Here is a 24,305-nt window from a genome sequence, read left to right on the forward strand (position 1 = left end):
GTCTCGACGCCGCACCTGCGGTGATCGACGAAAACCCGCGCTTCGGCGCGGGTTTTTTGTTGGGCTTCGTTGACCCGCCCCGATGCACCGGCACCCCGCCCCTATCCAACCGCACGCAACCACCCCGGGGGTAGAGCCACCCCATGGGTGGCTGCCCATCTCGGCGCTACCGCCGCGTGGCCACCGGCGCCGGGAACAACGGCGTGAGCCGCTCAATGGCCGCATCGAGCCCCGCGAGCTGGTCGGACTGCAGCAGCTCGTTGCGAACCACCTGCTCGTAGTCGCCGCTGCCGCACGCCCCCATCTGGCAGAACTGATCCATCAGCGGGCCACCGGCCACGCAATCGGCGCCGCGCCGGCACGCGGCAATCTGCAACGCGTACCCGGCCAGCTCGCCCGAGACCGGTTGGCTGCCATCGTCGTAGCGGTAGGCCATCTGACCCAGGTAGTTCAGGGCGTCCAGATCGTCGGCGGCGATCGACTGTTCGATCAATTCCAGGTAGTCGGCCTTGTCCAAGGGGGCCTGCGTGGACATATGCAGCCATGCCTGCGATGCAAGGTCGCCCTGGGCGGCTGCCTGTCTGCGCAACGTCCTCGTGGCGGTGAGCGGATAGTGCAGCCCCTCCTTGCCGCCGCAGCGGGCGAAGATGCGGTGCCCGGCATCGATGATGGCCGGGCCCGCCGTCGGATCGAACGCCCCGCCGGCCAGATGCTCAACGCCACGAAGATATTCCGCGCGCGCCAGGTTGACCATCGTGCAGTGCTCATAGCGCTCGGCGAGGGTGCGCTGCGCCAAGCGGTCACCGGCCTGCGCCGCGATGTTGAGCTGCGCCAGTTCCGCGTTGGCCTCTTCGGCCATGCGTGCCAAGGACGCAGTGGACATCGGCAGTGCGGCGACGGCATGGGCAGAGAGTGCCGCGTGCCGCGGCGGCGGCGTGGGCATGTGGGTCGCTGCGGCCTGCGCGCCGGGCTGCCTGTGCAGCACGCTCCAGGCCACCACACCCATCACCAGCACCAACAGCGCACCGGCGAACCAGGCGCCTGCATGTGTCATGCCCCGCATCCCATTGCCTCCCTGCATGCCCGCTGGACCCACCGATACGCAACGACTCTATCGCATCCTGTCGCGCGGCTTCCGCAGGCGTCCGAACTGAGACGTCCATCGAGGCACGCCCGCGGGCATGAAGGCCGCGTCAATGCGAGTGGTACGGAACTTGCCTTGTCGCCACAGCGTCTGGCCACCCACGGGCTGTGCAGAAACGTCACTTCAATCTGTGCGATGCATCACTTAAGCCCCGGTATCGATGGCATAGCCTATCGACGATCTTTTCTGCAGTAAGTGTGATCTCTCACAACGCAGGGGAAGGCGATGGCCAGGGTGCTGGTGGTCGGATCGGATATCCAGGGGGAGCACGCCTTGTTGCAGCGCCTGCGCTCGGCCGCGGCATTGCCGGCCGACACCGTGCGCAGCTGCCGTGACTTGGATGACTGCGATCTGTTGGTGATCAAGGACACGCCCGCGTTACGCAACGCCGCACTGCGGATGGTGCGCGAGCGGCCGAAGATCCAGTTCTGGATTGAAGACCAGGATGGCCACCTGCGGTATGGCCAGGGCGATGAGGACGCGGTGCTGGACGACCATGCCATCGAGCACGCACTGCGCCAGATGCCCGCCGCGCCAATCGTTGTGCCGATCGAAGAGCCCTGCGCGGCACGCGGCGCCAAGGCGATCACCCGCGCGCTGCGCGAAAGCCTGCAGTCCCGGCACGGGCATGCGGTGCTGGCCTTGAAGGGGTTGCCGGTGCTGCTGCTGGATTTCGAGCAGGACCAGATGGTGGTGCCTGACGGCAGCGGCAATGCCGAGCTGGCGCAGCTGCTCTCCGATGATTTCGAACAGCTGGCGCTGCATGGCATCGCCGCCAAGCGCTACCAGCAACTGGCCGGTGAGCTGCCGCGGCAGTCGCTGCGTCCGCTGTTGTGGCACTGGGGCCAGCACCCGGCGCATTGGCACGACCTGGATGTACGCCTGCAACAGCACGCACGGGTGCGCCTGCTGCGCTGGCCGGATTTCCGCGTGCTGGGCCACCAGCACGACAGCTTCCGGCTGTGTTCGCTGCTGCTGAAACGCGCCTGCAGCGTGGACGAGTGTGCGTCGTTGCTGGACATTTCCGGCGACGCGGTACGCGCCTTCGTGCATCCGGCCTACCTGTGCGGTTACGCTGCGCTGGAGGCACCGGCCGGTGGCAGCCGGTTCATCGGCGGCAGCGATGCCGGCGGTCTGCTGGCCCGGATGTGGCGCAGCGTGCGCCAGCGCAGCGGGGGCTGACGTGCGCGAACACAAGATCGTGGTGATGGGCAGCATGGGGTGTGGAAAATCGACGCTGGTGCGCGCCATCGCCGCCGGTGCGGTGATCAACACCGATGTGCACAACAGCGGCCGCCAGGGCGCGGACAAGGCGTCGACCACGGTGGCGATGGACTACGCCGACATCGACCTTCCCAATGGCGACCGCCTGCGTCTGTATGGCACGCCCGGGCAGCAGCGGTTCGATTTCCTCTGGCCGATCCTGCTGCAGGGGGCCAGTGGCGTGGTGCTGCTGCTGGATGCCACCCGCGACACCGTGGCCGACGAGCTGGCCGCGTACCTGGCGGTGTTGCGGCAGCACGCTGCGCAGGTGCCGGCGGTGATCGGTGTGTCGCGGCTGGACCTGGCCCCGCAGTTCGACCTGGAGGCCTGCGCGGTACACACCGGCCAGCAGGGCCGTTGGCTGCCTGTGGTGCCGGTGGACGCACGCGATCGCGAACAGGGGCTGTGCCTGATGGACGTACTGATGAGCGAAATGGAAGCCGGTGCGCTGGTGGCTGCGCATGGCTGATGGACACGATGCACGCCGTCTCGACCCGGCCCTGCGCGCGCGCCTGGGCCACCACCTGCAGGGCTTTGCCGATGACATCAACGGGGTGCGCAGCGTGGTGCTGGCCAGCGTGGATGGTTTCGCGCTGGTGCCGGCGGCAGGCACGCACGGCAATGGCGAGCGCCTGGCCGCGATGACCAGCGCGATGCTGGCCTTGGCCGCCGCGGTGGGGCGCGAGTTGGCGCTGGGCGAACTGGAAGTGCTGATGCTGGAAGCCGGCGAGGGCAAGGTGCTGATGCTGGCCCTGCCTGCAACGCCGGCGCCGCTGCTGCTGATGACCGCCTGCGACGCGCGCTGCGTGATCGGCAAGGTGCTGTGGAGTGCGAAGGAATGTGGCCGCAACATCATGGCCGAACTCAGCGGATCACGAGCCGATCCGCAGGGGAACACGGGGCTCGACAACCAACGGGGTGCAACATGGCAGGACTCGACGATACCTTGAACGCGCTGATGACCATCGATGGCGCGCAGGCGGTGGCGCTGGTCGACTACGAAAGCGGCATGCTGCTGGGGGAGGCCGGTTCGGGGATGGACATGGAAGTGGCGGCGGCAGGCAACACCGAGGTGATCCGGGCCAAGATGAAGACGGCCGCGTCGCTCAATCTCAACGACACCATCGAAGACATCCTGATCTCGCTGGGCAAGGCGTACCACATCCTGCGCCCGGTCTCGCGCAAGAAGGGCCTGTTCCTGTACCTGGTCCTGGACCGCAACAAGTCCAACCTCGCCCTGGCACGCCGCAAGGTGCAGGACGTGGAAGCCGAACTGGCGCTGTAAGGTTCCCTCCGCCGTCGGCCGCGCCGTGGTGGCGGCCGGCGGCGTTTTTTTTGGTCTCCGTCGCTATGCGGGGCAATCAGAAACGTGCTTTTGACCCTTTCCAGGCGCGGCCGTTGGTGGGTCGGCCGCTGGGCCCCCATGCCCTTTCCGGCGACGCCCCCGGCGTCGGCCTGCGGCCGCCACCTCCTCCTTTGTTTCGCCTCCAAGGGCATGGGGGCCCAGCGCCCGACCCACCGACGGCCATCAAAAACCCGGCTCCCCGCCCGCACCGCAAGCCGAGCCCCGTAGCAGCCGGTAGGCTCCTGGGCAAAATAAAGGAGGAGGCCGCCCTGCGGCCGGGGGACATTTGCACCAGGGCCCTACCGGCTGCTGCGGGGCCCTCACGCTCGCGACCCGCCCGATCGAAGACGCCAGACGATCCAAACGGCGCCTGCACACCAAGCCACCCGCGTCGCGCTGTGCTCCCTCTGCGACGGCACTTGCAACAAGACGCTCCCCTCAGAGGGGAGAAGAACCTTTTTCCTGCTACCGCAGGCCGCGGCGGCTGTCGTATGGTGACCGCTGGTCCCTTCGGTGCGATGAATGGCAGCCGCCGATATTCCTGATCCCGGCACGCTGGCCACAACGCTGGCGCTGCTGATCCGCGATGGCTTCGAGCAGTACCACGCGCGCTTTGCGGCCGTCACGCAGCGGGCGCGGCTGCGCTTTGAAACGCGTGACTGGGCCGGTGCCCGGCAGGACGCCGTCGAACGCATCGGCCTGTATGACCACTGCATCGCCCAGACCGTGGATGCCCTGCGCCGCGGCGCAGGCGAGCAGGTCGGCACCCGCACACTGTGGCTGCACGTACGCCAGGCCTACGCCGCGCTGCTGGACGGCCTGATCGATGCCGAGCTGTACAAGACCTTCTACAACACCCTGGCACGGCGGCTGTTCGCCACGCAGGGCGTGGATGCGGCCATCGAGTTCATGGCCATGGATGTCGAGCCGTCCGACGCGATCACCCATCCGGTCGCCCGCCACAGCTACACCCTGTCGGCCACGCGCCCGGCCGAAGCCCTGCTGCGGGTACTGGGTGACTACCGCTTCGACGTTCCGTATGCGCACCAGCTGCGCTGCGCGGCGGCGATCGCGGTGCGGCTGCAGGACGACCTGGCACACTGGGGCGATTACCCGGTGCGCAGTATCGAGTTGCTGGACACCGTGTTTTACCGCGAACGCCGCGCCTACCTGGTGGGACGCGTGTTCGGCGAGCATCGCTTCTCGCCGTGCGTGATCGCACTGGTCAACGACCAGCATGGCCTGCGCGCCGAGGCCGTGCTGACCCGGCGCCGCGACGTGGCGCACCTGTTCGGCGTATCGCGCAGCTATTTCCAGGCCGACCTGGCTACGGTGGGCGATGCGGTGGTGTTCCTGCGCAGCCTGCTGCCGGGCAAGCCCATCGATGAAATCTACACCGTGCTGGGGCGTGCCAAGCAGGGCAAGACCGAGCGTTATCGCACCTTCTTCCGGCACTTCCAGGACCACCCCACCGAGCAGCTGGTGCATGCCGATGGCACCCCGGGCATGGTCATGGCGGTGTTCACGCTGCCCAGCTATCCGCTGGTGTTCAAGCTCATCCGCGACCGCTTCGCCTGGCCCAAGGCGATGTCCCGGCAGCAGGTGGAAGAGAAGTACGCGCTGGTCTTCAACCTGGACCGCGTGGGTCGGCTGCTGGATGCGCAGCCTTACCGCCACCTGCGGTTTCCGCGTGCGCGTTTCGCCCCGGCACTGCTGGACGAGCTGTTGACGCAATGCCGCAGCAGCGTCAGCGAGGACGGCGACGACGTGGTGGTGACGCTGTGCTACGTGCAGCGCCGGTTCCGCCCGCTCAACCTGTACCTGCGCGAGCAGGCCAGCGAGGCCCGGCGCAACGCGGCACTGGACTACGCCCAGGCGATCACCGACATGGCGCGCAACAACATCTTCCCCGGCGACATGCTGCCGAAGAACTTCGGCGTGTCCCGGCATGGGCGTGCGGTGTTCTACGACTACGACGAACTGTGCCTGGTCAGTGACTGCACCTTCCGCGCCTGGCCCACGCCCCGCAATGCAGAGGAAGCGCTGGCCGACGAGCCATGGTTCCAGATCGGCCCGCGCGATGTGTTTCCCGAGCGATTCTGGATGTTCATGGGCTTGCCGGGGGCCGAGCTGGCGGCCGTGCGCGAGCACTTCGCGCACCTGTTCGATCCTGCATGGTGGCAAGGCCTGCAGGCACGCTTCGCCGCCGGTGATTTTCCTGATACGCCGCCTTATGCCTCAGGCCAGCGACTGGCCTGATTGGAAACCCTGCCAGCCCTGCGCTACGCTCAGCGCCGTCCACAAGGAGCAGGTGCGATGCGTTCATTCCATATTCTTGCGATGGCGTTGGCGATCGGCGCGATCGGCATGGCCGCGCTTCCCGAGGCTGCCGCGCAGAGCGAGCGCACGATACGCGCCCAGGCCGAAGCCAGCATGGTGCTGTCCGGGACCGTCGATGTGGGTCCGGAAGGCCAGGTGGAAGGCTTTGCTTTGGACCAGCGCGACGACGTGCCCGTTCCCATCGCCGGCTTCGTCGACCGGGTGGTGAACGCATGGCGCTTCGCGCCCGGCACCGAAGACGGACGCCCGGTCCGCATGCGTACGCCCGTCACCCTGCGCATTGGCGGCAAGTCACAGCCCGATGGCGCTACCCTGCTCACCCTGTTGGCGGCTAATTTCGACCACTACGATCCCGCTGCCACCGATACCGTGACCGCCCTGACCATGCGGCCGCCGTCCTACCCTGACAGTGTCGCGTCGATCGGCGGACGCGGTGATGTTCTGCTGCTGCTGAAGATTGGTCGTGACGGGCACGTACTGGATGTGGCCACCGAACAGGTGAACATGAAGGTGGTGGCCAGGGGGGCGGAGATGCAGCGCATGCGGGATGTGCTGGCGCGCGCGTCGATGGCCGCTGCGCGTAGCTGGAGCTTCCGCGCGCCAACCACCGGCATGGACAAGGACGCCAACGACTGGACGGTGCGGGTGCCGGTGAGCTTCGCCTTCCACGGCGAGGATGTCCGCTATGGCGCGTGGGACGTCTACGTTCCCGGACCCCGCCAGCAGGCGCCCTGGCGTGCGGATCGGGCGCTCGCCGATGATGCCGGCGGCCTGCTGCCAGCGGGCGGGGTGTACATGGCTGACGCAACCCCCACCGGGCCGCAGCTGCTGACCCCGCCAGGCACCTGAACACCCCCGGCCATGCAGTCCGGGGCGGGCGGCGCCCTCAGTTCGGACCGCGCCTTTCCGGCGCCGGGTGCACCACGGTGCGGTTGCGGCCCTGTTCCTTGGCCATGTAGAGCGCCTTGTCGGCCAGCCGCAGCGCCTGCTGCGGATCGTCGTGATAGCTGGGGTAGTGGGCCACGCCCAGCGACACCGTGACCGAGCCGACCTCCTCGAACACTTCGGCCGCCACCTGCACGCGCAGGCGTTCGGCGATGCGTGCGGACGCCTCGGTGTCGATGCCCGGCAGCAGGATCAGGAACTCTTCGCCGCCGTTGCGGCAGAGCAGGTCGGTGTCGCGCGAGTCGTCGCGCATCAGCTGCGCGATGCGCAGGATCACCGCATCGCCCACCGCATGCCCGAAACGGTCGTTGATGGTCTTGAAGCGGTCGATGTCCAGCGCGATGATCCCGAACGGCTGCCCGCGCGCCTGCCAGTCTTCCAGGCCCTGCTGCAGGCCGCGGCGGTTCTGCAGCCCGGTCAGCGGGTCGGTCATGCTGGCGCGGTTGAGCTTGCCGATGCGGTCCTGCAACAGGTTGAAGCTGTACAGCAGGGCCTGCTTGAGGTGCGCCACCTCGTAGTACCACGCGCGGATGCCGGTGACATGGCGGATGGCGATGCCGGTGTCGCGGTTCTGCACGTTGCGCGCCAGCTGCCACAGCGGCAGCGAGATGCGCCGCGCGAACCACCAGGTAATCAGCAGCGACAGCACGCCAAGCGGAATCGCATTCCAGATCACCGCCTTCATCAGCGTGGACAAGGCCGCCAGCGTGGCATCGGCGGGACGCTGGGCCACCACGCCCCAGCCGACGATCGGCACCGGCGCATAGCCGGCCAGCATCTGCACGCCGTGGCTGTTGCGCACCTGCTGGGCGCCGGTGTGGCCCTTGCTGACCGCCAGCACCGCCGGGTTCTCCATCGCGAACTGGCCCACCCGGTTGGGTTCGATGTGGTACAGGATGCGGCCGTTGCGGTCGACCACGTACAGGTAGGAGCCGTCGCGGTAGTAATGCTTGCCCAGCAGCGTCTGCAGGATGCTGCGCTCGCGCAGGTAGATGGTGCCGCTGACGTAGCCCTGGTACTGGCCCTGCGCGCTGAAGACGGGATGGGAGATGGCCACCAGCAGGCGCCCGGTGGCCGACTGGTAGGGGTCACTGATGAATGGCGCGCGCCGGTCCAGCGCATCCTTGTTGCCGCGGCTGTTGAGGGTGACGCCCTGCAGGGCCAGGCTCTGCGGCGAGGTGGCCAGCACGGTGCCGGCCGGGTCGACGATCAACACCGAGTTGAAGCTGTTGGTCTGCAGCTGCAGGCGTGCCGCTTCGGCCTCCAGCTCGCGGCGGTCGTGCGCGCGCTGGCCCAGCGCGGTGGCGCTGTAGGCCAGCTGCTGCTGCGCGGACTGGATGAAGTTCTGGGTGGTCTCGGCCAGCTTGCTGGCATACACCCGGTTGGCTTCCAGGGTGGTGCCGATCAACTGCTCGCGCTGCACCCGGTAACTGGCGTGCAGGGTATTGGCCAGCGCCACCACGGCACTGAGCAGGGCCAGGCCAAGGATCAGCTTGCCAAGGTTGAGGCGGGTGGAAAACGGGCGCATGCGGGGCTTCGGACGGGCAGGGTGCAGCGCCAGCCGGGATCCGGATGGAACGGCAGCGATGGAGCAATCAGGAGCGCAACATCCCACCCCCGGGCGTACTACGGATCACGCCGCGGATTATTGCGGATTACGGCGCGCCGTGGGTGAAGCGCGCACCCGCACGCGTTCAGCGGTCCAGACGTCGGCGCAGCACGCTGCGCACCTGTGCGGCCGTGTTCGCATCCAGCGCGCCCAGCACGCCGCGCGCGTGGGCGGGGACATGTGCGGCGGTATCCGGGTCGGCATGGAACACGTAATGGTCGAAGACGGCACGCCACTGTTCGCGATGCTGCGGTGGCAACTCGCGCAGCGCCAGCATGGCCAGCATCAACGCGTTCATGGGCGCATCCATCCATGCCGGCACCGGACGCCACCAGTAGTTCACCAGGACGTTGAACGTGTCCAGCCCTTCCATGTGGTGCCACCACAGCGAGGGGATGAACACCGCATCGCCCGGGCCCAGCTCGGCCACCTGCGCATGTGCCAACGCCTGGGCAAAACGCGGAAAAAGCTGCAGGTCCGGTGCGGCGAAGTCGACCAGGCTGATGGCCTGGCCGGCGGGGGTGAAATCCAGCGGACCGATGTACAGGTTGTCGATCTGCTCCGGTGCGAACAGGGTCACCCGGCGCCGGCCGGCGGCCACGCAGGCCAGGTTGTCCGGTACATCCTGGTGGGCGGCAATGCGCGAGCGGTTGCCGATCCAGATGCTGGCCAGCGGGTCGTCCACTCCAAGCGCCAACGGATTGCACGTGCTGAAACCGGGCAGGAAGCTGTCCAGCGTGGTCGAAGCCACGTAGATGCCGGGCGGGTCGGGGTCGGGTTGGTACTTGAGCAGGGTGTCGAGCACCACCTTCAGGGCGATCTGCTCACGTCGGAAGTTGAAGCCGCTCATGTCCGCGTTGTAGAACAGCCGGCCCTGCGCCTGGGGCGGCGCCGTGGTGGCGGTGACCGGCAGCTGGCCGTGGTCGAACTGCTTGAGGTGTGCCACCGCTGCGGCCGCCGATGTGCGTGCCGCAGCCACCATCGGCCAGTGTGCCACCAGCCCGCGCAGCACCTTGGGCGTGGTCCAGCCGGGCAGCTGCGTGTGCAGCTGCGCCGGGTCCAGCCCATGCACTTCCTCGATCCGGCCTGTCATCGCGCCGTGGTTCCTGTGCTCAGAACTTGTAGCGTACCCCGAACATGTAACGCGGCCCGGTCTGGGTGGCGTAGCGCAGCATGTTGGTGTGGCGCGCGTAGGTGCGCATGGTTTCGTCGGTCAGGTTGATCGCCTCCAGGCTCAGCGTGAGCTGGTCGCTCACCGCGTAGCTGATGTTGAGGTCCAGCTGGCCATAGGCGTCGGTGTAGTTCGGGTTCGGGCCCTGCCCGCCGATGCCGTTGAGGAATTTGTCGCGCCAGTTGTAGGCCGCACGCACCTGCCAGTTGTACTTCTCGTAGAACAGCACCAGGTTGGCCGAGTCGCTCAAGCCGATCATCGGGTACTGGTCGCCCAGGCTCAGGTTGTCGAAGGTCAGGCCGGACTTCACCTTGGTGTAGTTGGCCGCCAGGCCGAAGCCGGTCTGCCCGAACAGCTGCTGCACGCTCAGTTCCCAGCCGTCCAGGTGGTCCGAGCGCTGGTTGGCCGGCACGGTGATGTCGAACCCGGCGACCGGGTCGCCGGGCTGGCCGACGATGGTGCCGGTGCGCTGGCCGGCCGAGTTGGTGCCGGTGGCGGTCACGCCCGGGTCGCCGTCGTGGTTGGCGAAGATGTAATCGCGGATGCAGGGCATGTCGGTGACCCCGCAGCCCGAGGCCAGCGCTTCGTTCCAGTAGGTGCCGCCCACCGGGGTGTGCAGCCCGGCGCTGGTGTCGCGCACGATGGTGTTGCTGATGAAGTTCTTGATGTTCTTGCGGAAGAAGCCCAGCGAGGCGTAGCTGGATTCGCCGTAGTACCACTCCAGCGACAGGTCGAAGTTGTCGGCCAGCAGCGGCTCCAGCCCGGGATTGCCGCGCGAGCCGGTGCCGCCCTGGGTGCGCACGATGTTGTCGAAGCGGCGGCCGCTGTCGATCTGGGTCCAGCCGGGGCGACCGATGCTGCGGCTGTAGCTGCCGCGCAGCGCCAGCGCCTCGGTGATGTCCAGTTTGAGGTCCACGTTGGGCAGCACGTAGTCGTACTTGCCCTTGCCGCCGATGAAGGTGCCCTCGGCCGCATAGCCCAGGTTGAACTCGTTGGCCGAGCCCCAGTTGATGCTGGTCGGTACGCGCACCAGCGCGGTCGATTCCACCTCGGTCTGCTCGTAGCGCACGCCGGCGGCCACATGCAGCGGCATCGACCAGTCGAAGGTGGTGCGGTACTGCAGGTAGGCGCTTTTGGAGGTTTCGGTGGTGCGGATGTCTTCGGTGTACTCGGTGGGCGCCAGGTAGCAGGTGGGGCAGGGTGGCTCGCCATTGGCGGCCACCTGGCCTGCACGCTCGCGCAGGCGGTCGAAATCGAATACGAGGAACTGGCCGGTCAGGCGGGGGGCGCTGTGCCCGGAGAACGCATCGAAGTACTTGGCCATGTCGTCGGCGTACCAGATGCTGTCGTCATAGTCGGCCGGGCTGCCCAGCCCGCCCCAGCTGTCGCGCTGCATGATCGCCGAGGCCGAGCGGTTCTCCACCTTGGTATGGCCGACGCCGAAATCCAGCGCGGAATAGTCGGCGAACTTGAACGTACCGCTGCCCTGGTACTGCTGCACCTTGGACTTGTTGTAGCTGTTCTGGAACACCGAACCGGTGACCAGCGCCTGGTTGGCCTGCACGCCGCCCGGTGGCAGCGCGATGTTGATGATCGGCAGGTCGCCGCTGTAGTCCACGGTGGTCTTGCCGCGCACGAAGGCGGCCACGCCCAGCACGCCGGCCGAGCCATACGGACTGTCCGGCTGCGATTCGGCGGTGGCATTGTGGACGTCGAAGGACAGGTTCAACGCGTCGTTGACTTCCCAGGCCACGTTGAAGCCCAGCGAGTCCATGCTGTTCTTGGTGGCCAGCTTCATGCCGCCCATCGACACGTCCGAGTTGACCATGTCTTCGCTGTAGATGATCGGCGCCGCGATCGGACCATTGGTCCAGGTGCTGTCGCCGGGGCCGTAGTTGAACCACACCGACAACTCGCTGCGCTGCTGCTGCACCTTGTTCTCCACGTAGGTGTAGTCCAGCGTGGTGGTGACGTTGTCGGCCGGCTTCCACTGCAGGGTGGCCTGGGCGTTGGTGCGCTGGCGCTGCACGCCGTTGACGTTGTAGGCGGTGTTCTGCGGGCGGCCGTAGATGTCGGTGGCGTCGGGACGGTTCTGGATGCGGTCCGAATAGCCTTGGCCGGGTTGCGGCAGCGCGCGCCAGTCGCTGCTTTCGCTGCCCTGGAAGGTGGCCCAGCCCTCGGCCACGGTGGCCTGGTTGAAGCCCGAATCGCGCTCCTGGTGGCTGGCGCTGAGGGTTACGCCGAAGCGGTCGTCGGCGTAGCGCTGGCTGAAGATGCCCGACAGCTCGCCGGTGATGTTGGCGCCCTGCAGGGTACGCGGCAGGTTGTCGTTGGAACTGTCGTTGACCGCCTTCAGGCCCAGGCTGATCACCGGCTCGGCCTCCAGCGGGCGCAGCGTCTTGATGTTGATGGTGGCGCCGATGCCGCCGGTGGGATTGTCGGCGCGGGTGGTCTTGTACACCTCCACCGCCGAGATCGATTCGGAGGCGATGTTGGCGAAATCGAACGAGCGCGAGCCGGACAGGCCGCCACCGCCGTTGCCCAGGTTGGACGCGGGCATCTGGCGGCCGTTGAGCAGCACCAGGTTGAAGTCCGGGCCGATGCCGCGCACGGTCACCTTGGACCCTTCGCCGCTGGAGGTACGGTCGATCGACACGCCGCTGATGCGCTGCAGCGATTCGGCCAGGTTGGTATCGGGGAACTTGCCGATGTCCTCGGCGACGATGCCATCGACCACGCCCTGGCTGTCGCGCTTGAGGTTCATCGACGAGGTGAGGCTGCCGCGGATGCCGGTGACCTGCACCGCGTCCAGCGTGGTCGGGTCGGGCGCCTCGCCCGTGGCCGGGCGGGCCGGATCCTGTGCCCAGGCAGGGCTGGCCAGCACGGCCAGCAGCGCGGAAGTGAGCATCGCCTTGCGGGGTACGACCTTGTACGTCTTCATGAAAGCTCCCTCCCCAGGGAAATCGATAATGGCGTCCTACGGCGTGATGGCACGGTTCAACAGCACACGGGCCGGATTGGGGGCCATCGTTGACAGCGTTGTCAACAAACGACCCTGCCAGTGCCGATCCCACCGGTACGGGCGCCACGTCCAGCGCTGTCATCCGGGCCGTATCGACGACCGGTAAAGCACCGTGGCGCAGGGCCTGCGGCGTGTTTCCTGCGGTATCCCGTGCTGCCGCTGCAGCATGCCGGCAGCGTTGTGCAGTGCAGAACGAAACTGCGCGGATGCCCCACGCAGGCTGCCGTGCCGCCCATGTCCTGTCTGCTGACAGCGCTGGACAATCGATGACGAAGCGGGTTCCATGTGTGGCCGCCGAATGGCTGGCATACCCTTCAACAAGGACATGCAATGGACAACCCTGCTGCAGTGCGCGGGCAACACGTGCAAAGCAACCGCGTGGCGCTGACGGTGGTCACCGCGATCTTCTTCATGTGGGGCTTCCTGACCTGCCTCAACGACATCCTCATTCCGCACCTCAAGGCCGCCTTCGCGCTCACCTGGGTGCAGGCAATGCTGGTGCAGTTCACCTTCTTTGGTGCGTACTTCCTGATGTCGCTGCCGGCAGGACGGCTGGTCGCGGCCGTGGGCTACAAGCGTGGCATCGTGGCCGGGCTGGCCATTGCCGGCGTGGGCGCGCTGCTGTTCTGGCCGGCCGCGCATGCGCATGTGTACGGGTTGTTCCTGGCGGCGTTGTTCGTGCTCGCCACCGGCATCACCGTGCTGCAGGTGGCGGCCAACCCGTACGTGGCGCTGCTGGGACCGGAGCAGACCGCGTCCAGCCGGCTGACCCTGGCGCAGTCGATGAATGCACTGGGCACCACGCTGGCGCCGCTGTTTGGCGGCCTGCTGATCCTGTCGGCCGAACCGCGCACCGATGAAGCCCTGGCGCTGCTGCCGCAGGCCGAGGCGCTGGCCTACCGCGCCGCCGAAGCGCAGTCGGTGCAGCTGCCGTACTTCGGCCTGGCGGTGGCGCTGTTCGTGCTGGCCGCAGCCATCTGGATGTTCCGCCTGCCGGCCATCCCGGGCGTGGAAGAAGGCGCCACCGGCGGGCGCATCCGGGACGCGCTGCGGCATCCGCACCTGCGCTACGGCGTGCTGGCGATTTTCTTCTACGTGGGCGCCGAAGTGTCCATCGGCAGCGTGCTGGTCAACTTCCTGTCGATGCCGGGCATCGGCGAAGGGCTCACCGAGCAGGAAGCCACCCGGTATGTGTCGTTGTACTGGGGCGGTGCGCTGGTCGGGCGTCTGGTCGGCACCGTGCTGCTGGCACGGCTCGACCCGCGCCGCCTGCTGGGCATCTTCGCGCTGGTGGTGATGGCGCTGCTGGCGGTCACCATGCTGGCCGGCGGCGGGTTGGCCAAGTGGGCGGTGGTCAGCATCGGGCTGTTCAACTCGATCATGTTCCCGACCATCTTCGCGCTCGCCATCGCGCGGCTGGGCGCGCTGACCGGCAAGGGCTCCAGCCTGCTGGTGATGGCCATCGTGGGCGGTGCGGTGGTACCGCTGGCGATGGGCTGGGTGGCCGACAACCACGGCCTGCAGCTGTCGTTCCTGCTGCCGATGCTGTGCTACCTGTACATCGTGTTCTACGCGTGGCGGGGCTCGCGCCACGCCGCGTAACCGCGCGCCTCAGCGCCGCCGCGGCGCCTGGGTCGATTCGCGCACCAGCACCGCATGGTCCACCGTGACCATGCGGCCGGCGTCGGGTGAGCGGATGTGGTCGATCAGCTGTTCGGTGGCCAGCCGGCCCATGTGCGAGGTGGGCTGCCGCACCGTGGTCAGCGCCGGGTAGATATGCCCGGCGATCGGCGTGTCATCGAAGCCGCACACCGACAGGTCACGCGGAACGCGCAGGCCACGCTGGCCGGCCACGCGGTAGACCGCGGCGGCCATGTCATCGTTGGCTGCGAAGATGGCGGTGGGCGGCTGCGCCAGGTCGAGCAGCGTATTGGCCGCCTCGATCCCGGATTCGAACGAAAACTGCCCGTTGACCACCAGGCCCGGGTCGTAGGCGATGCCGTGCTCGCGCAGCGCCTGGCGGTAGCCGGCCAGGCGCCACTGGCAGGCACCGTGCGCGCGCGGGCCCTTGATGTGGCCAATGCGGCGGTGGCCCTGTGCCACCAGGTGGCCCATCAGTTCCACCACGGCCGTGGTTTCATCCATGCGCACGCCGATGCGGCCGTCCGGGTGGCGCGGGGCGATGCTGGAAAAGGGAATGTCGTGCTCTTCCAGATAGGCCAGCACCACCGCATCGTCGGTCAACGGTGGAATCAGCACCACGCCATCGGGACGCGAATTCTCGAACAGGGCCGCCAGGTCGGGCAGGGTGCTGCGGCCGACGCCGACCGGCCCCAGGATCAGGTTGTAGTGGGTGGCGTGGCAGGCTTCGAGCATGCCGTTCTGGATTTCCATCAGGTAGTTGCGCGACGGATTGTTGTAAACCAGCGCCAGTGCATAGGAGCGCTGCCCGGCCAGGCTGCGTGCCGACAGGTTGGGCTTGTAGCCCAGCCGCGCCACGGCCGCGGTGACCCGCTCGCGCGTTTCGGCGCGCACGTTGGGCTCGTTGTTGAGCACGCGGGACACGGTCTTGATCGAAACGCCCGCAACTGCGGCGACATCCTCGATTCGACTACGCATGGTGCGGTAGATCCTATGTGGGGGCAGGTCGGCAGTTGCCGATGGTAGTGCGGCAACATCACCGGGAGGTTGCCGAGGCAGGCCGATGGTGCCATGCCGCGATGACTTGTGGCGCGCCGTTGAATTTCGTGCGGCGTTGCAACACCCAGCATGAGATCGATGCAAGCGGTCGCGCGGTAATGCCCGTCGTAGCAGGGCGCACGTCCCGCGCGGGCCTTCCCGCGGTTGACAGCGTTGCCGGGTGTTTGTATGACAGCGCTGTCAGACAGGGGCGTTGAACCGATCCACATCCTCGCCGGCACCCCGTCGTCGCCCATCGCGCGTGGTCGTCATCCGCGCGGCGCCCACCCCGATCGCGCGTCATTCCACCGGAGGTAGTTGTCCGTGAACAGCCCCAACAAGACCCTTCTTGGCAGCTGCCTGCTGCTGGCCCTGGCCGCACCGGTGGCCGCTGCGCCCGCCAGTGGCGACCGCCTGCAGGACTGGCCGCGGGTGACCAGCGCGATTGCCAGCGATGCGGCCATCGAGGCGCGGGTGAAGCAGATCGTGGCGCAGATGACCCTGGCGCAGAAGGTGGGGCAGATGACCCAGCCGGAGATCAAGACCATCACCCCGGCGCAGGTGCGCCAGTACTACATCGGTTCGGTGCTCAATGGCGGCGGGTCGTGGCCGGGCATGAACAAGCACGCCACTGTCGCGGACTGGTTGAAACTGGCCGACGCGTACCGCGCGGCCTCGTTGGCCACCGACGCACGCACGCCGGTGCCGGTGATCTGGGGCACCGATGCGGTGCACGGCCACAACAACGTCCATGGCGCCACGCTGTTCCCGCACAACATCGGCCTGGGGGCGGCCGGCGATGCCGAGCTGGTCGAGCGCATCGGGGAGGCCACTGCACGCGCCACCCGCGCCACCGGCATCGACTGGGTGTTCGCGCCCACTCTGGCGGTGGCGCACGACCCGCGCTGGGGCCGCACCTACGAGAGCTTCTCGTCCGACCCGGCACGCGTGCGCGAGTACGCACGCGCCTACGTCAAGGGCGCGCAGGGCCGCTTCGGCGACGACGGCAACGTGGTGGCCACGGCCAAGCATTACATCGGCGACGGGGCGACCGACAACGGCCGCGACCAGGGCGAGGCGCTGGTGGACAAGGCCACCATGGTCAACGTGCACGGGCAGGGCTACTACGGTGCGCTGGGCGAAGGCGTGCAGACGGTGATGGCCTCGTTCAACAGCTGGAACGACCGCACCGGCCGCGTCGACTACGGCAAGATGCACGGCAACAAGGCGCTGCTCACCGATGCCCTGAAAGACAAAATGGGCTTCGACGGTTTCGTCGTCTCCGACTGGAACGGCATCGCCCAGGTGCCGGGCTGCCGTAACGACAGCTGCGCGCAGGCGATCAACGCCGGCATCGACATGGTGATGGTGCCCGACGACTGGAAGGCGTTCATCGCCAACACCATCGCACAGGCGGAGAAGGGTGAGATCCCGATGGCGCGCATCGACGATGCAGTCAGCCGCATCCTGCGGGTCAAGCTGCGCGCCGGCCTGTTCGAGCACACCCCGTCGGACAGCCGCTACGCCGGTGACGCCAACGCCGTGCAGCACCGCGCGCTGGCGCGTCGGGCGGTGCGTGAGTCGCTGGTGCTGCTGAAGAACGAAGGCAGCGCGCTGCCGTTGCGTCGCGACGTGCGGGTGATGGTGGTGGGCAAGAGCGCCGACAGCCTGTCCGACCAGGCCGGTGGCTGGTCGCTGACCTGGCAGGGTACCGAGAACACCAACGCCGATTTCCCCAACGCCGATTCGGTACTGGGTGCGTTGCGCGCCGAGCTGGGATCGCAGCAGGTGGCCTACAGCGCCGATGGCACCGGGCTGGATCCGAGCAGGTTCGATGTGGTGGTGGCGGTGGTGGGCGAAACCCCTTACGCCGAAACCAACGGCGACATCCTGGCCTCAGATTCGGTCAGCCACAGCCGTGCCTATCCGCAGGACCTGGCCGTGCTGCGCGCGGCGCAGGCCAGCGGCAAGCCGGTGGTGACCGTGTATTTCTCCGGCCGCCCGATGTACACCAACGACCTGCTCAACCTGTCCCAGGCGTTCGTGGCCGCGTGGCTGCCGGGCAACGAAGGCCGTGGCATCACCGACGTGCTGGTGGCGGGCAAGGACGGAAAGCCCGCGCATGACTTCCGCGGCCGGCTGAGCTTCCCGTGGCCGGGCGTGCCGTGCCCGGCACCGATTGACCGGCCCGACCCGAAGCGTCCGCCGCTGTTCGCGCTGGGTCACGGCCTGGCCTACACCGCGCCCGGCACGCTGACGCGCCTGCCCGAAGCCAATCCGGACAACTGCGGAGAGGTGACCACGCTGCCGATCTTCAACCGCGCCGATACCCCGCCGTTCGCGCTGCACGTGGCCGCCAACGGTGCCACCCAGCCGCTGGGCAACGACCTCAATGCCACGCTGCGCTGGCCGACCGCCACGCCGGTGGTGCAGGTGCGCACCGTGCAGATGAACACCCAGCAGGATGCCAAGGAAGTCACGTGGCGGGCACCGGCGCAGTTGATCGCACGCAGCACCTCGCGGCGCAACCTGGGGGCGCTGGCGCGCAACCATGGCGCGCTGCAGTTCGACGTGCAGCTGGTGCAGCGCCCGACATCGCCGGTGACGGTGAGCATGCAGTGCGGCACCGGGTGCGAAGGCGGCGTGGATATCGCGCCGCTGCTGACCACGCTGGCGCCGGGCCAGAAGCAGACCGTGACTGTGCCGCTGGCGTGCTTTGCCAAACGCGGCGTGGACCTGGGCGCGGTGGAAGCGCCGTTCGTGGTGAGTGCCGACACACCGTTTGCCGCGGCGTTCACCCAGGTGCGCGTGTCGGTGAATGCAGACAAGGCGCCGGGCGTGGTGCGCTGCCCGTAACGCGCCACCGTCGGATGCTGGCCAGCGCCGCGTAGCTCTGCGGCGCTGCGCCGGGTCCCGATGTTGGTGGGGTGGTGCATTTGCAACTTTTTGCATGGCCAGCACGGGATGTCGCCGCTCAAAATCGTGGGTTTCGAAGAGACCCGCCGTTCATGCGACGCCTACTGAAAACGCTGCGGGTCATGCCCTATGCGGTGCACCGCCCGCATTTCATCGAGCCGCATCTTGCACGGACGCAGCAGCTCCTGCAGGACGGCGACTTCGCTTCTGCCGATGCCGTGCTGGCGAGCCTGCCGGCCGAGACGTATGAGTCTCTGGTGTGGCGCATATGCAGGGATCGCCGCGCCCCTCACTGGCTGACGACGTGGTCTGCGCAGCAGCCATCCTCCCCTCATCCCCCGCTGATAGAGGCATACATGGATGTTTGGGGCGCGTGGGCGGTGCGGGGCGAGACCTATGCGAATGCCATTTCTTTCCTGCGCCGAAGACGCTATCCGAAGATCATGGCACAGGCCTACGAGAAGTTTGTCCGGATCGTTGAACACGATCCGGACAACGCCATGGCGTTGGCGGGTTTGATTCATTGTGACGTCGTCATAGGCATCGGTGAAGGACAGCGCGATGCCTGGCTCAACCGGCTGCTTGAGGCAGGGCACTTTCACGGTCCCGCCATTCATCAGTATGCCCGGGGAACCCTTCCCAGGTGGGGTGGATCGCATGACGAGCATGTGCAGTTCGCCGGTTGGATCGTGGAGCACGCACCTGCCGGGAGCTGCTCGCATGTCGTGGCGGCGCAGGCCATACTGGATGACGCGTTCACTACATCCGAAGAGATCACCGATATCCGGAAGATCGCCGGACACCTTGCCGACGATGCGGTCGCGGCGTGGTTGCGCCGCGCCCTCCTGAAATGGGCCGACGCTACTCCGGTTACATTGGCTGCCCGCATCGGGGAAATCGGCACCCGCAGTGACGATGCCTATGATGGGGTATGCCTTGAAACATTCGCGCTTGCTGCGTACTTCGCCGGTGCGAACGAGGAATCACGACTGCTGCTCAAGGCGCTGCGCGGACGGTTGCAGATCGATGACTGGGAGAACTTCATTCCGCCCATGCCGATGTGGTTGTACGCCATCACGTCGAAGCGACGCGGTGCGAGACGGGTTCATGATCGCGTGTGCCGCGCCTTGGGGCTGGACCCGCGCGATGTATGCATGTAATGCAAAAAAGGCCCCGCGATGCGGGGCCTTTTTCTGTTCGCCTGAAGCGCCTATCAGCGCTTCATCGAACCGAAGAACTCGTCGTTGGACTTGGTGTTCTTCATCTTGTCGAGCAGGAATTCCATCGCGGCCATTTCATCCATCGGATGCAGCAGCTTGCGCAGGATCCAGATCTTCTGCAGCAGTTCCGGTTCGATCAGCAGATCTTCGCGACGGGTACCCGAGCGGTTGATGTCGATCGCCGGGAACACGCGCTTTTCAGAGATGCGACGGCTCAGGTGCACTTCGCTGTTGCCGGTGCCCTTGAACTCTTCGTAGATCACCTCGTCCATCTTGCTGCCGGTATCGACCAGCGCGGTGGCGATGATGGTCAGGCTGCCGCCTTCCTCCACGTTACGCGCCGCGCCGAAGAAGCGCTTCGGACGGTGCAGGGCGTTGGCATCCACACCACCGGTGAGCACCTTGCCGGAGCTGGGCACCACGTTGTTGTAGGCACGCGCCAGGCGGGTGATCGAGTCGAGCAGGATCACCACGTCCTTCTTGTGCTCGACCAGGCGCTTGGCCCGCTCGATCACCATTTCGGCCACCTGCACGTGACGCGCAGCCGGCTCGTCGAAGGTGGAGCTGATGACTTCGCCGCGCACGGTGCGCTGCATTTCGGTCACTTCTTCCGGGCGCTCATCGATCAGCAGCACGATCAGGTGCACGTCCGGATGATTGGTGGTGATCGCCGTGGCCACCTGCTGCATCATCATCGTCTTACCGGCCTTGGGCTGGGACACGATCAGCGAACGCTGACCCTTGCCCTGCGGTGCCATCAGATCGAGGATGCGGCCGGTGATGTCTTCGGACGAGCCGTTGCCGCGTTCCAGGGTGAAGCGCTTGCGCGGGAACAGCGGGGTCAGGTTCTCGAACAGCACCTTGTTCTTCGACGCTTCCAGCGGCTCACCATTGATGGTGTCCACGATCGACAGCGCGAAGTAACGCTCGCCGTCCTTCGGGAAGCGGATGCGGCCGGACAGGTGGTCGCCGGTGCGCAGGTTGAAGCGGCGGATCTGGCTGGGCGAAATGTAGGTATCGTCCGGGCCGGCCAGGTAGCTGGCTTCGGCGGCACGCAGGAAACCAAAGCCGTCCGGCAGGATTTCCAGCACGCCGTCGGCGGCAACGCCGTCGCCATGGCGGGTGAGCACCTTGAGCAGGGCGAAGATCACGTCCTGCTTGCGGGCACGTGCCACGCCTTCGGAGATCTGCAGCTGCTCGGCAATTTCCAGCAGCTTCTGCGCCGGCATGCGCTTGAGGTCGCTCAGCGAATAGACCGGGAAGCCTTCGGGCACGTTGGCCTGCTGGCTGCGCACGAACGGCTGCTGTTCGCCGTTGTCCTGCGGCATGCCGTCGTCGTTGTAGCGATCGCCACCGCGATTGCGGTCACGGCGATTGCGGAAACGATCACGGCGGTTGCCCTGACCCTGACCCTGACCTTGGTTCTGGCCCTGGCCTTGACCCTGCTGGTACGGGTTCTGCCCGCCCTTGGGATTGTTGTTGCCGTTCTGGTTGCGCTGGCCACCGTCGCCGGTGTCCTGTTGCGCATTGCCCTGGGCAGAGGCGTCGCCGCCGGTAGAGGCGGACGGTGCCTGCTGCGGCGCCGACGGAGCGGCGACCGGCGCCGGCGCGTCATGCGCGGCAGCCAGGGGCAGTGCAGGCTGGGAGGGGGGAGAACCTGCCTCGGCAGCGGTGTTGGCGGCGGCCTTGGCGACGCGCGGCTTGCGCACGCGCTTCTCGGCGGGCGCGTCGGCGCTCCCGGGTTCGGAAGTAGTGATATCGGACAAGTGCTGGATTCCTCGCTAGAAGGTGCGAGCGCCCGGCAGGGCAGCGAACGTTGGGAAAGGATTCTGGAAAGAACGTCGTCCAGAAGATGCGGCGCGCGAATGCGGCCGGATGCTGCCGACACTAACACCGGCTCGCGGCGGTGCGCAAGCCGGGTGGGGCAGGGTCATTCATGCGGGGCAGGCCCCGCGGGCAGCCGGCAGGGGCCGGCTGCCTGCTGCGATCAGGCCAGCGCCTTGTCCAGCATGCCGGCCAGCTGGGCCTTGCCGACCGCGCCGATCTGCTGCGCCTGGACCTGGCCGTCCTTGAACACCAGCAGCATCGGGATCGAGCGCACGTGGTACTTGGCGGCCAATGCGCGGTTCTGGTCCACGTTGACCTTGGCGATCTTGGCGCGGCCGTTGTAGGCGTCGGCCAGTTCGTCCAGGGCGGGGGCGATCATCTTGCACGGACCACACCACTCGGCCCAGAAATCGACCAGCACCGGTTCCTTGGAATTCAGCACTGCGCTATCGAAGTCGGCATCGCCGACATGTACAACCTTGTCGCTCATCTTGGTTTCTCGTCTGGAAATGCACCCGGCCGAGCCGGAGGAGGTTGAATTTGGACGCCACCGGAAGGTGCCGTCCGCGTCTGCTGCCTCGTGGCCGCGAGGGCGGCCAGCGGTGCGCCAGGTGGATGCCTGGTCGCTCACGGCGGGCAGTGTACCCCTATCGTCGCGGCCGGGCAGGTGCTGCCTGAAACCCAGCATCCCGTGATTGGCGCCCTGCATTGATGGGGCAGTCCTTCTCTATATGCGGCCGTGTGCGACCGCCTCCAGTGGCCGTGGCGCGCGCGTTCAACTGGCGGCAGGCGCGGTGAAAACATGTGAAAACCGACGGGTCGATACCGGGGACCGACGGTGACAGCCGGCCTCTGGCGGGCTGTCTCAGCCATCCTTGCGACGGCGGAGGCCGGTTTGGCGCCGACATTGCGCTAAACTGCGCCATTGTGCGGCGCCCCTGGACCGGTAGGTCCGGCCCCGTCCAACCCCGGCGCAGGGCCCGCAATGGCGACGGTGCCCCCCAAGATTGCAAGCCTCCCGCGCACCGCTGCCGGGGCGGCCTTACCAAGACGGACACATGAGCGACAAACCGCTGACCGATTTGACCTTCTCCTCCTTCGAGCTGCACCCGGCCCTGCAGGCCGGACTTGAAGGAGCCGGATTCACCCGTTGCACGCCCATCCAGGCGCTGACCCTGCCGGTCGCGCTGCCCGGCGGCGACGTCGCCGGCCAGGCCCAGACCGGCACCGGCAAGACCCTGGCCTTCCTGGTCGCGGTGGTGAACCGCCTGCTGACCCGCCCGGCACTGGCCGACCGCAAGCCGGAAGACCCGCGCGCGCTGATCCTGGCCCCCACCCGCGAACTGGCCATCCAGATCCACAAGGATGCGGTCAAGTTCGGTTCGGACCTGGGCCTGCGCTTCGCGCTGGTCTACGGCGGTGTGGATTACGACAAGCAGCGCGAGATCCTGCAGCAGGGCGTGGACGTCATCATCGCCACCCCGGGCCGCCTGATCGACTACGTCAAGCAGCACAAGGTGGTGTCGCTGCACGCCTGCGAAATCTGCGTGCTCGACGAAGCCGACCGCATGTTCGACCTGGGCTTCATCAAGGACATCCGCTTCCTGCTGCGCCGCATGCCCGAGCGCAGCACGCGCCAGACGTTGCTGTTCAGCGCCACGCTCAGCCACCGCGTGCTGGAGCTGGCCTATGAGCACATGAACGAGCCGCAGAAGCTGGTGGTGGAAAGTGAGTCGATCACCGCCGCGCGCGTGCGCCAGCGCATCTACTTCCCGGCCGACGAAGAAAAGATCCCGCTGCTGCTGGGCCTGCTGTCGCGCAGCGAAGGCGCGCGCACCATGGTCTTCGTCAACACCAAGGTGTTCGTCGAGCGCGTGGCCCGTTCGCTTGAAAAGGCCGGCTACCGCGTCGGCGTGCTGTCCGGCGACGTGCCGCAGAAGAAGCGCGAGAGCCTGCTCAACCGCTTCCAGAAAGGCCAGCTCGAAATTCTGGTAGCCACCGACGTGGCCGCTCGCGGCCTGCACATCGACGGCATCAAGTACGTCTACAACTACGACCTGCCGTTCGACGCCGAAGACTACGTGCACCGCATTGGCCGTACCGCGCGCCTGGGCGAAGAAGGCGATGCGATCAGCTTCGCCTGCGAGCGCTACGCGATGGGCCTGCCGGACATCGAGGCCTACATCGAGCAGAAGATCCCGGTCGAAGCGGTCACCAGCGAAATCCTGACCTCGCTGCCGCGCCCGGAACGTGCGCCGGCCGAAGCGGGCGAGGACGGCGACGAGAACGAGAGCGTTGGCCAGATCTTCCGCGAGGCACGCGAAGCGCGTGCGGCCGAAGAACAGCGCCGTGGCGGTGGCAGCAGCAGCGGTCGCGGTGGCAAGCCGTCGGCCGGTGGCCGTGGCGAACGCCGCGCACCGGGCGAGCGCAGTGCCGACGGCAAGCCGCGCCGCGAGCGCAAGCCGCGCGTGGAAGGCGACGCCCCGGTCGAGGGTGAGGTCAAGCCGCAGGCCGCGGTGGCCCAGGCCGCCGTTGCCCCGGCTGACGCCCCGAGCGCCGCCGACAGCCCGGCCGTGGAAGGCGAGCGCGCCCCGCGCAAGCGTCGTCGTCGTCGCCACGGCCGTCCGGTCGAAGGCGCCGAAGGTGCCGCACCGCAGGCATCGGTGACCCCGGTGCAGGTGACCGCCAAGCCGATGCGTGGCACCCCGGCCGCCGATCCGGGCGCGTCGTTCCTGACCCGCATCGGTCGCAAGATTCGCCGGATGCTCTCCGGTAGCTGATCGGCATTGCCGATCAGCGGGTGGCACCCGACCGTTGGTCGGGT

General features: G+C 67.3%; 16 protein-coding genes and 1 pseudogene. 10 read left to right on the plus strand and 7 right to left on the minus strand.

Annotated features, from left to right (window positions below; all coding sequences use genetic code 11):
- Window positions 1–166: 166 nt before the first annotated feature.
- The gene (locus tag AC1DCJ_RS05265; protein WP_478070291.1) at window positions 167–1,018 is read right to left on the minus strand and encodes a hypothetical protein; all 852 of its coding nucleotides are present in this window, start codon (window positions 1,016–1,018) and stop codon (window positions 167–169) included.
- A gap of 351 nt (window positions 1,019–1,369) precedes the next feature.
- Between AC1DCJ_RS05265 and AC1DCJ_RS05270 the strand changes: the two genes are divergently transcribed.
- The 6 genes and pseudogenes from AC1DCJ_RS05270 (at window position 1,370) to AC1DCJ_RS05295 (ending at window position 6,941) form a co-directional block, all read left to right on the plus strand.
- A complete protein-coding gene (locus AC1DCJ_RS05270; protein WP_478070292.1) occupies window positions 1,370–2,326 on the plus strand; it encodes a hypothetical protein in 957 nt (318 codons plus the stop codon).
- 1 nt (window position 2,327) lies between these two features.
- Entirely contained in the window at window positions 2,328–2,876 is a 549-nt protein-coding gene (locus tag AC1DCJ_RS05275) for a GTP-binding protein (protein ID WP_478070293.1), read from the plus strand.
- A pseudogene (locus AC1DCJ_RS05280) lies at window positions 2,869–3,282 on the plus strand (roadblock/LC7 domain-containing protein); the annotation flags it as partial. The gene AC1DCJ_RS05275 and the pseudogene AC1DCJ_RS05280, both read left to right, overlap by 8 nt.
- Window positions 3,283–3,332: 50 nt before the next feature.
- Window positions 3,333–3,692 (plus strand): hypothetical protein, encoded by a 360-nt coding sequence (locus AC1DCJ_RS05285; protein WP_038685821.1) that lies wholly within the window; start codon window positions 3,333–3,335, stop codon window positions 3,690–3,692.
- Window positions 3,693–4,274: 582 nt separating this feature from the next.
- Window positions 4,275–6,011, plus strand: coding sequence for a bifunctional isocitrate dehydrogenase kinase/phosphatase (gene aceK / locus AC1DCJ_RS05290; protein ID WP_478070294.1), 1,737 nt, complete (start codon window positions 4,275–4,277; stop codon window positions 6,009–6,011).
- Window positions 6,012–6,068: 57 nt separating this feature from the next.
- A complete protein-coding gene (locus tag AC1DCJ_RS05295) occupies window positions 6,069–6,941 on the plus strand; it encodes an energy transducer TonB (protein ID WP_428710676.1) in 873 nt (290 codons plus the stop codon).
- Between the two features lie 37 nt (window positions 6,942–6,978).
- Here the strand turns inward: AC1DCJ_RS05295 and AC1DCJ_RS05300 are convergent, their stop codons facing one another.
- The 3 genes from AC1DCJ_RS05300 to AC1DCJ_RS05310 all read right to left on the minus strand — a co-directional run bounded on the left by AC1DCJ_RS05300 (window position 6,979) and on the right by AC1DCJ_RS05310 (window position 12,758).
- Entirely contained in the window at window positions 6,979–8,565 is a 1,587-nt protein-coding gene (locus AC1DCJ_RS05300; protein ID WP_478070295.1) for a sensor domain-containing diguanylate cyclase, read from the minus strand.
- A gap of 166 nt (window positions 8,566–8,731) precedes the next feature.
- The gene (locus tag AC1DCJ_RS05305; protein ID WP_478070296.1) at window positions 8,732–9,739 is read right to left on the minus strand and encodes a cupin-like domain-containing protein; all 1,008 of its coding nucleotides are present in this window, start codon (window positions 9,737–9,739) and stop codon (window positions 8,732–8,734) included.
- 19 nt (window positions 9,740–9,758) lie between these two features.
- A complete protein-coding gene (locus AC1DCJ_RS05310; RefSeq protein ID WP_478070297.1) occupies window positions 9,759–12,758 on the minus strand; it encodes a TonB-dependent receptor in 3,000 nt (999 codons plus the stop codon).
- Between the two features lie 411 nt (window positions 12,759–13,169).
- Here AC1DCJ_RS05310 and AC1DCJ_RS05315 point away from each other — a divergent pair, with 411 nt between their 5' ends.
- The gene (locus tag AC1DCJ_RS05315; protein WP_320488762.1) at window positions 13,170–14,441 is read left to right on the plus strand and encodes a sugar MFS transporter; all 1,272 of its coding nucleotides are present in this window, start codon (window positions 13,170–13,172) and stop codon (window positions 14,439–14,441) included.
- A gap of 9 nt (window positions 14,442–14,450) precedes the next feature.
- On the opposite strand, the gene AC1DCJ_RS05320 is transcribed toward AC1DCJ_RS05315, so the two are convergent.
- Window positions 14,451–15,458 (minus strand): LacI family DNA-binding transcriptional regulator, encoded by a 1,008-nt coding sequence (locus tag AC1DCJ_RS05320; RefSeq protein ID WP_137190577.1) that lies wholly within the window; start codon window positions 15,456–15,458, stop codon window positions 14,451–14,453.
- Between the two features lie 384 nt (window positions 15,459–15,842).
- Here AC1DCJ_RS05320 and AC1DCJ_RS05325 point away from each other — a divergent pair, with 384 nt between their 5' ends.
- Complete coding sequence (locus AC1DCJ_RS05325; RefSeq protein ID WP_478070298.1) at window positions 15,843–18,374, plus strand: glycoside hydrolase family 3 protein; 2,532 nt, start codon at window positions 15,843–15,845, stop codon at window positions 18,372–18,374.
- A gap of 152 nt (window positions 18,375–18,526) precedes the next feature.
- Window positions 18,527–19,594, plus strand: a complete 1,068-nt coding sequence (locus AC1DCJ_RS05330) for a hypothetical protein (RefSeq protein WP_478070299.1) — start codon at window positions 18,527–18,529, stop codon at window positions 19,592–19,594.
- 53 nt (window positions 19,595–19,647) lie between these two features.
- Here AC1DCJ_RS05330 and rho read toward each other — a convergent pair whose 3' ends face one another.
- On the minus strand, window positions 19,648–21,420 hold the full coding sequence (rho, locus tag AC1DCJ_RS05335) for a transcription termination factor Rho (RefSeq protein WP_478070300.1): 1,773 nt from the start codon (window positions 21,418–21,420) through the stop codon (window positions 19,648–19,650).
- A 221-nt stretch (window positions 21,421–21,641) separates the two neighbouring features.
- The gene (gene trxA, locus AC1DCJ_RS05340) at window positions 21,642–21,971 is read right to left on the minus strand and encodes a thioredoxin TrxA (protein WP_038685830.1); all 330 of its coding nucleotides are present in this window, start codon (window positions 21,969–21,971) and stop codon (window positions 21,642–21,644) included.
- A 568-nt stretch (window positions 21,972–22,539) separates the two neighbouring features.
- Here trxA and rhlB point away from each other — a divergent pair.
- Window positions 22,540–24,261, plus strand: a complete 1,722-nt coding sequence (gene rhlB, locus AC1DCJ_RS05345; protein WP_038685831.1) for an ATP-dependent RNA helicase RhlB — start codon at window positions 22,540–22,542, stop codon at window positions 24,259–24,261.
- Window positions 24,262–24,305: the final 44 nt, after the last annotated feature.

The sequence above is a fragment of the Stenotrophomonas sp. 10N36 genome (genome assembly GCF_056395005.1).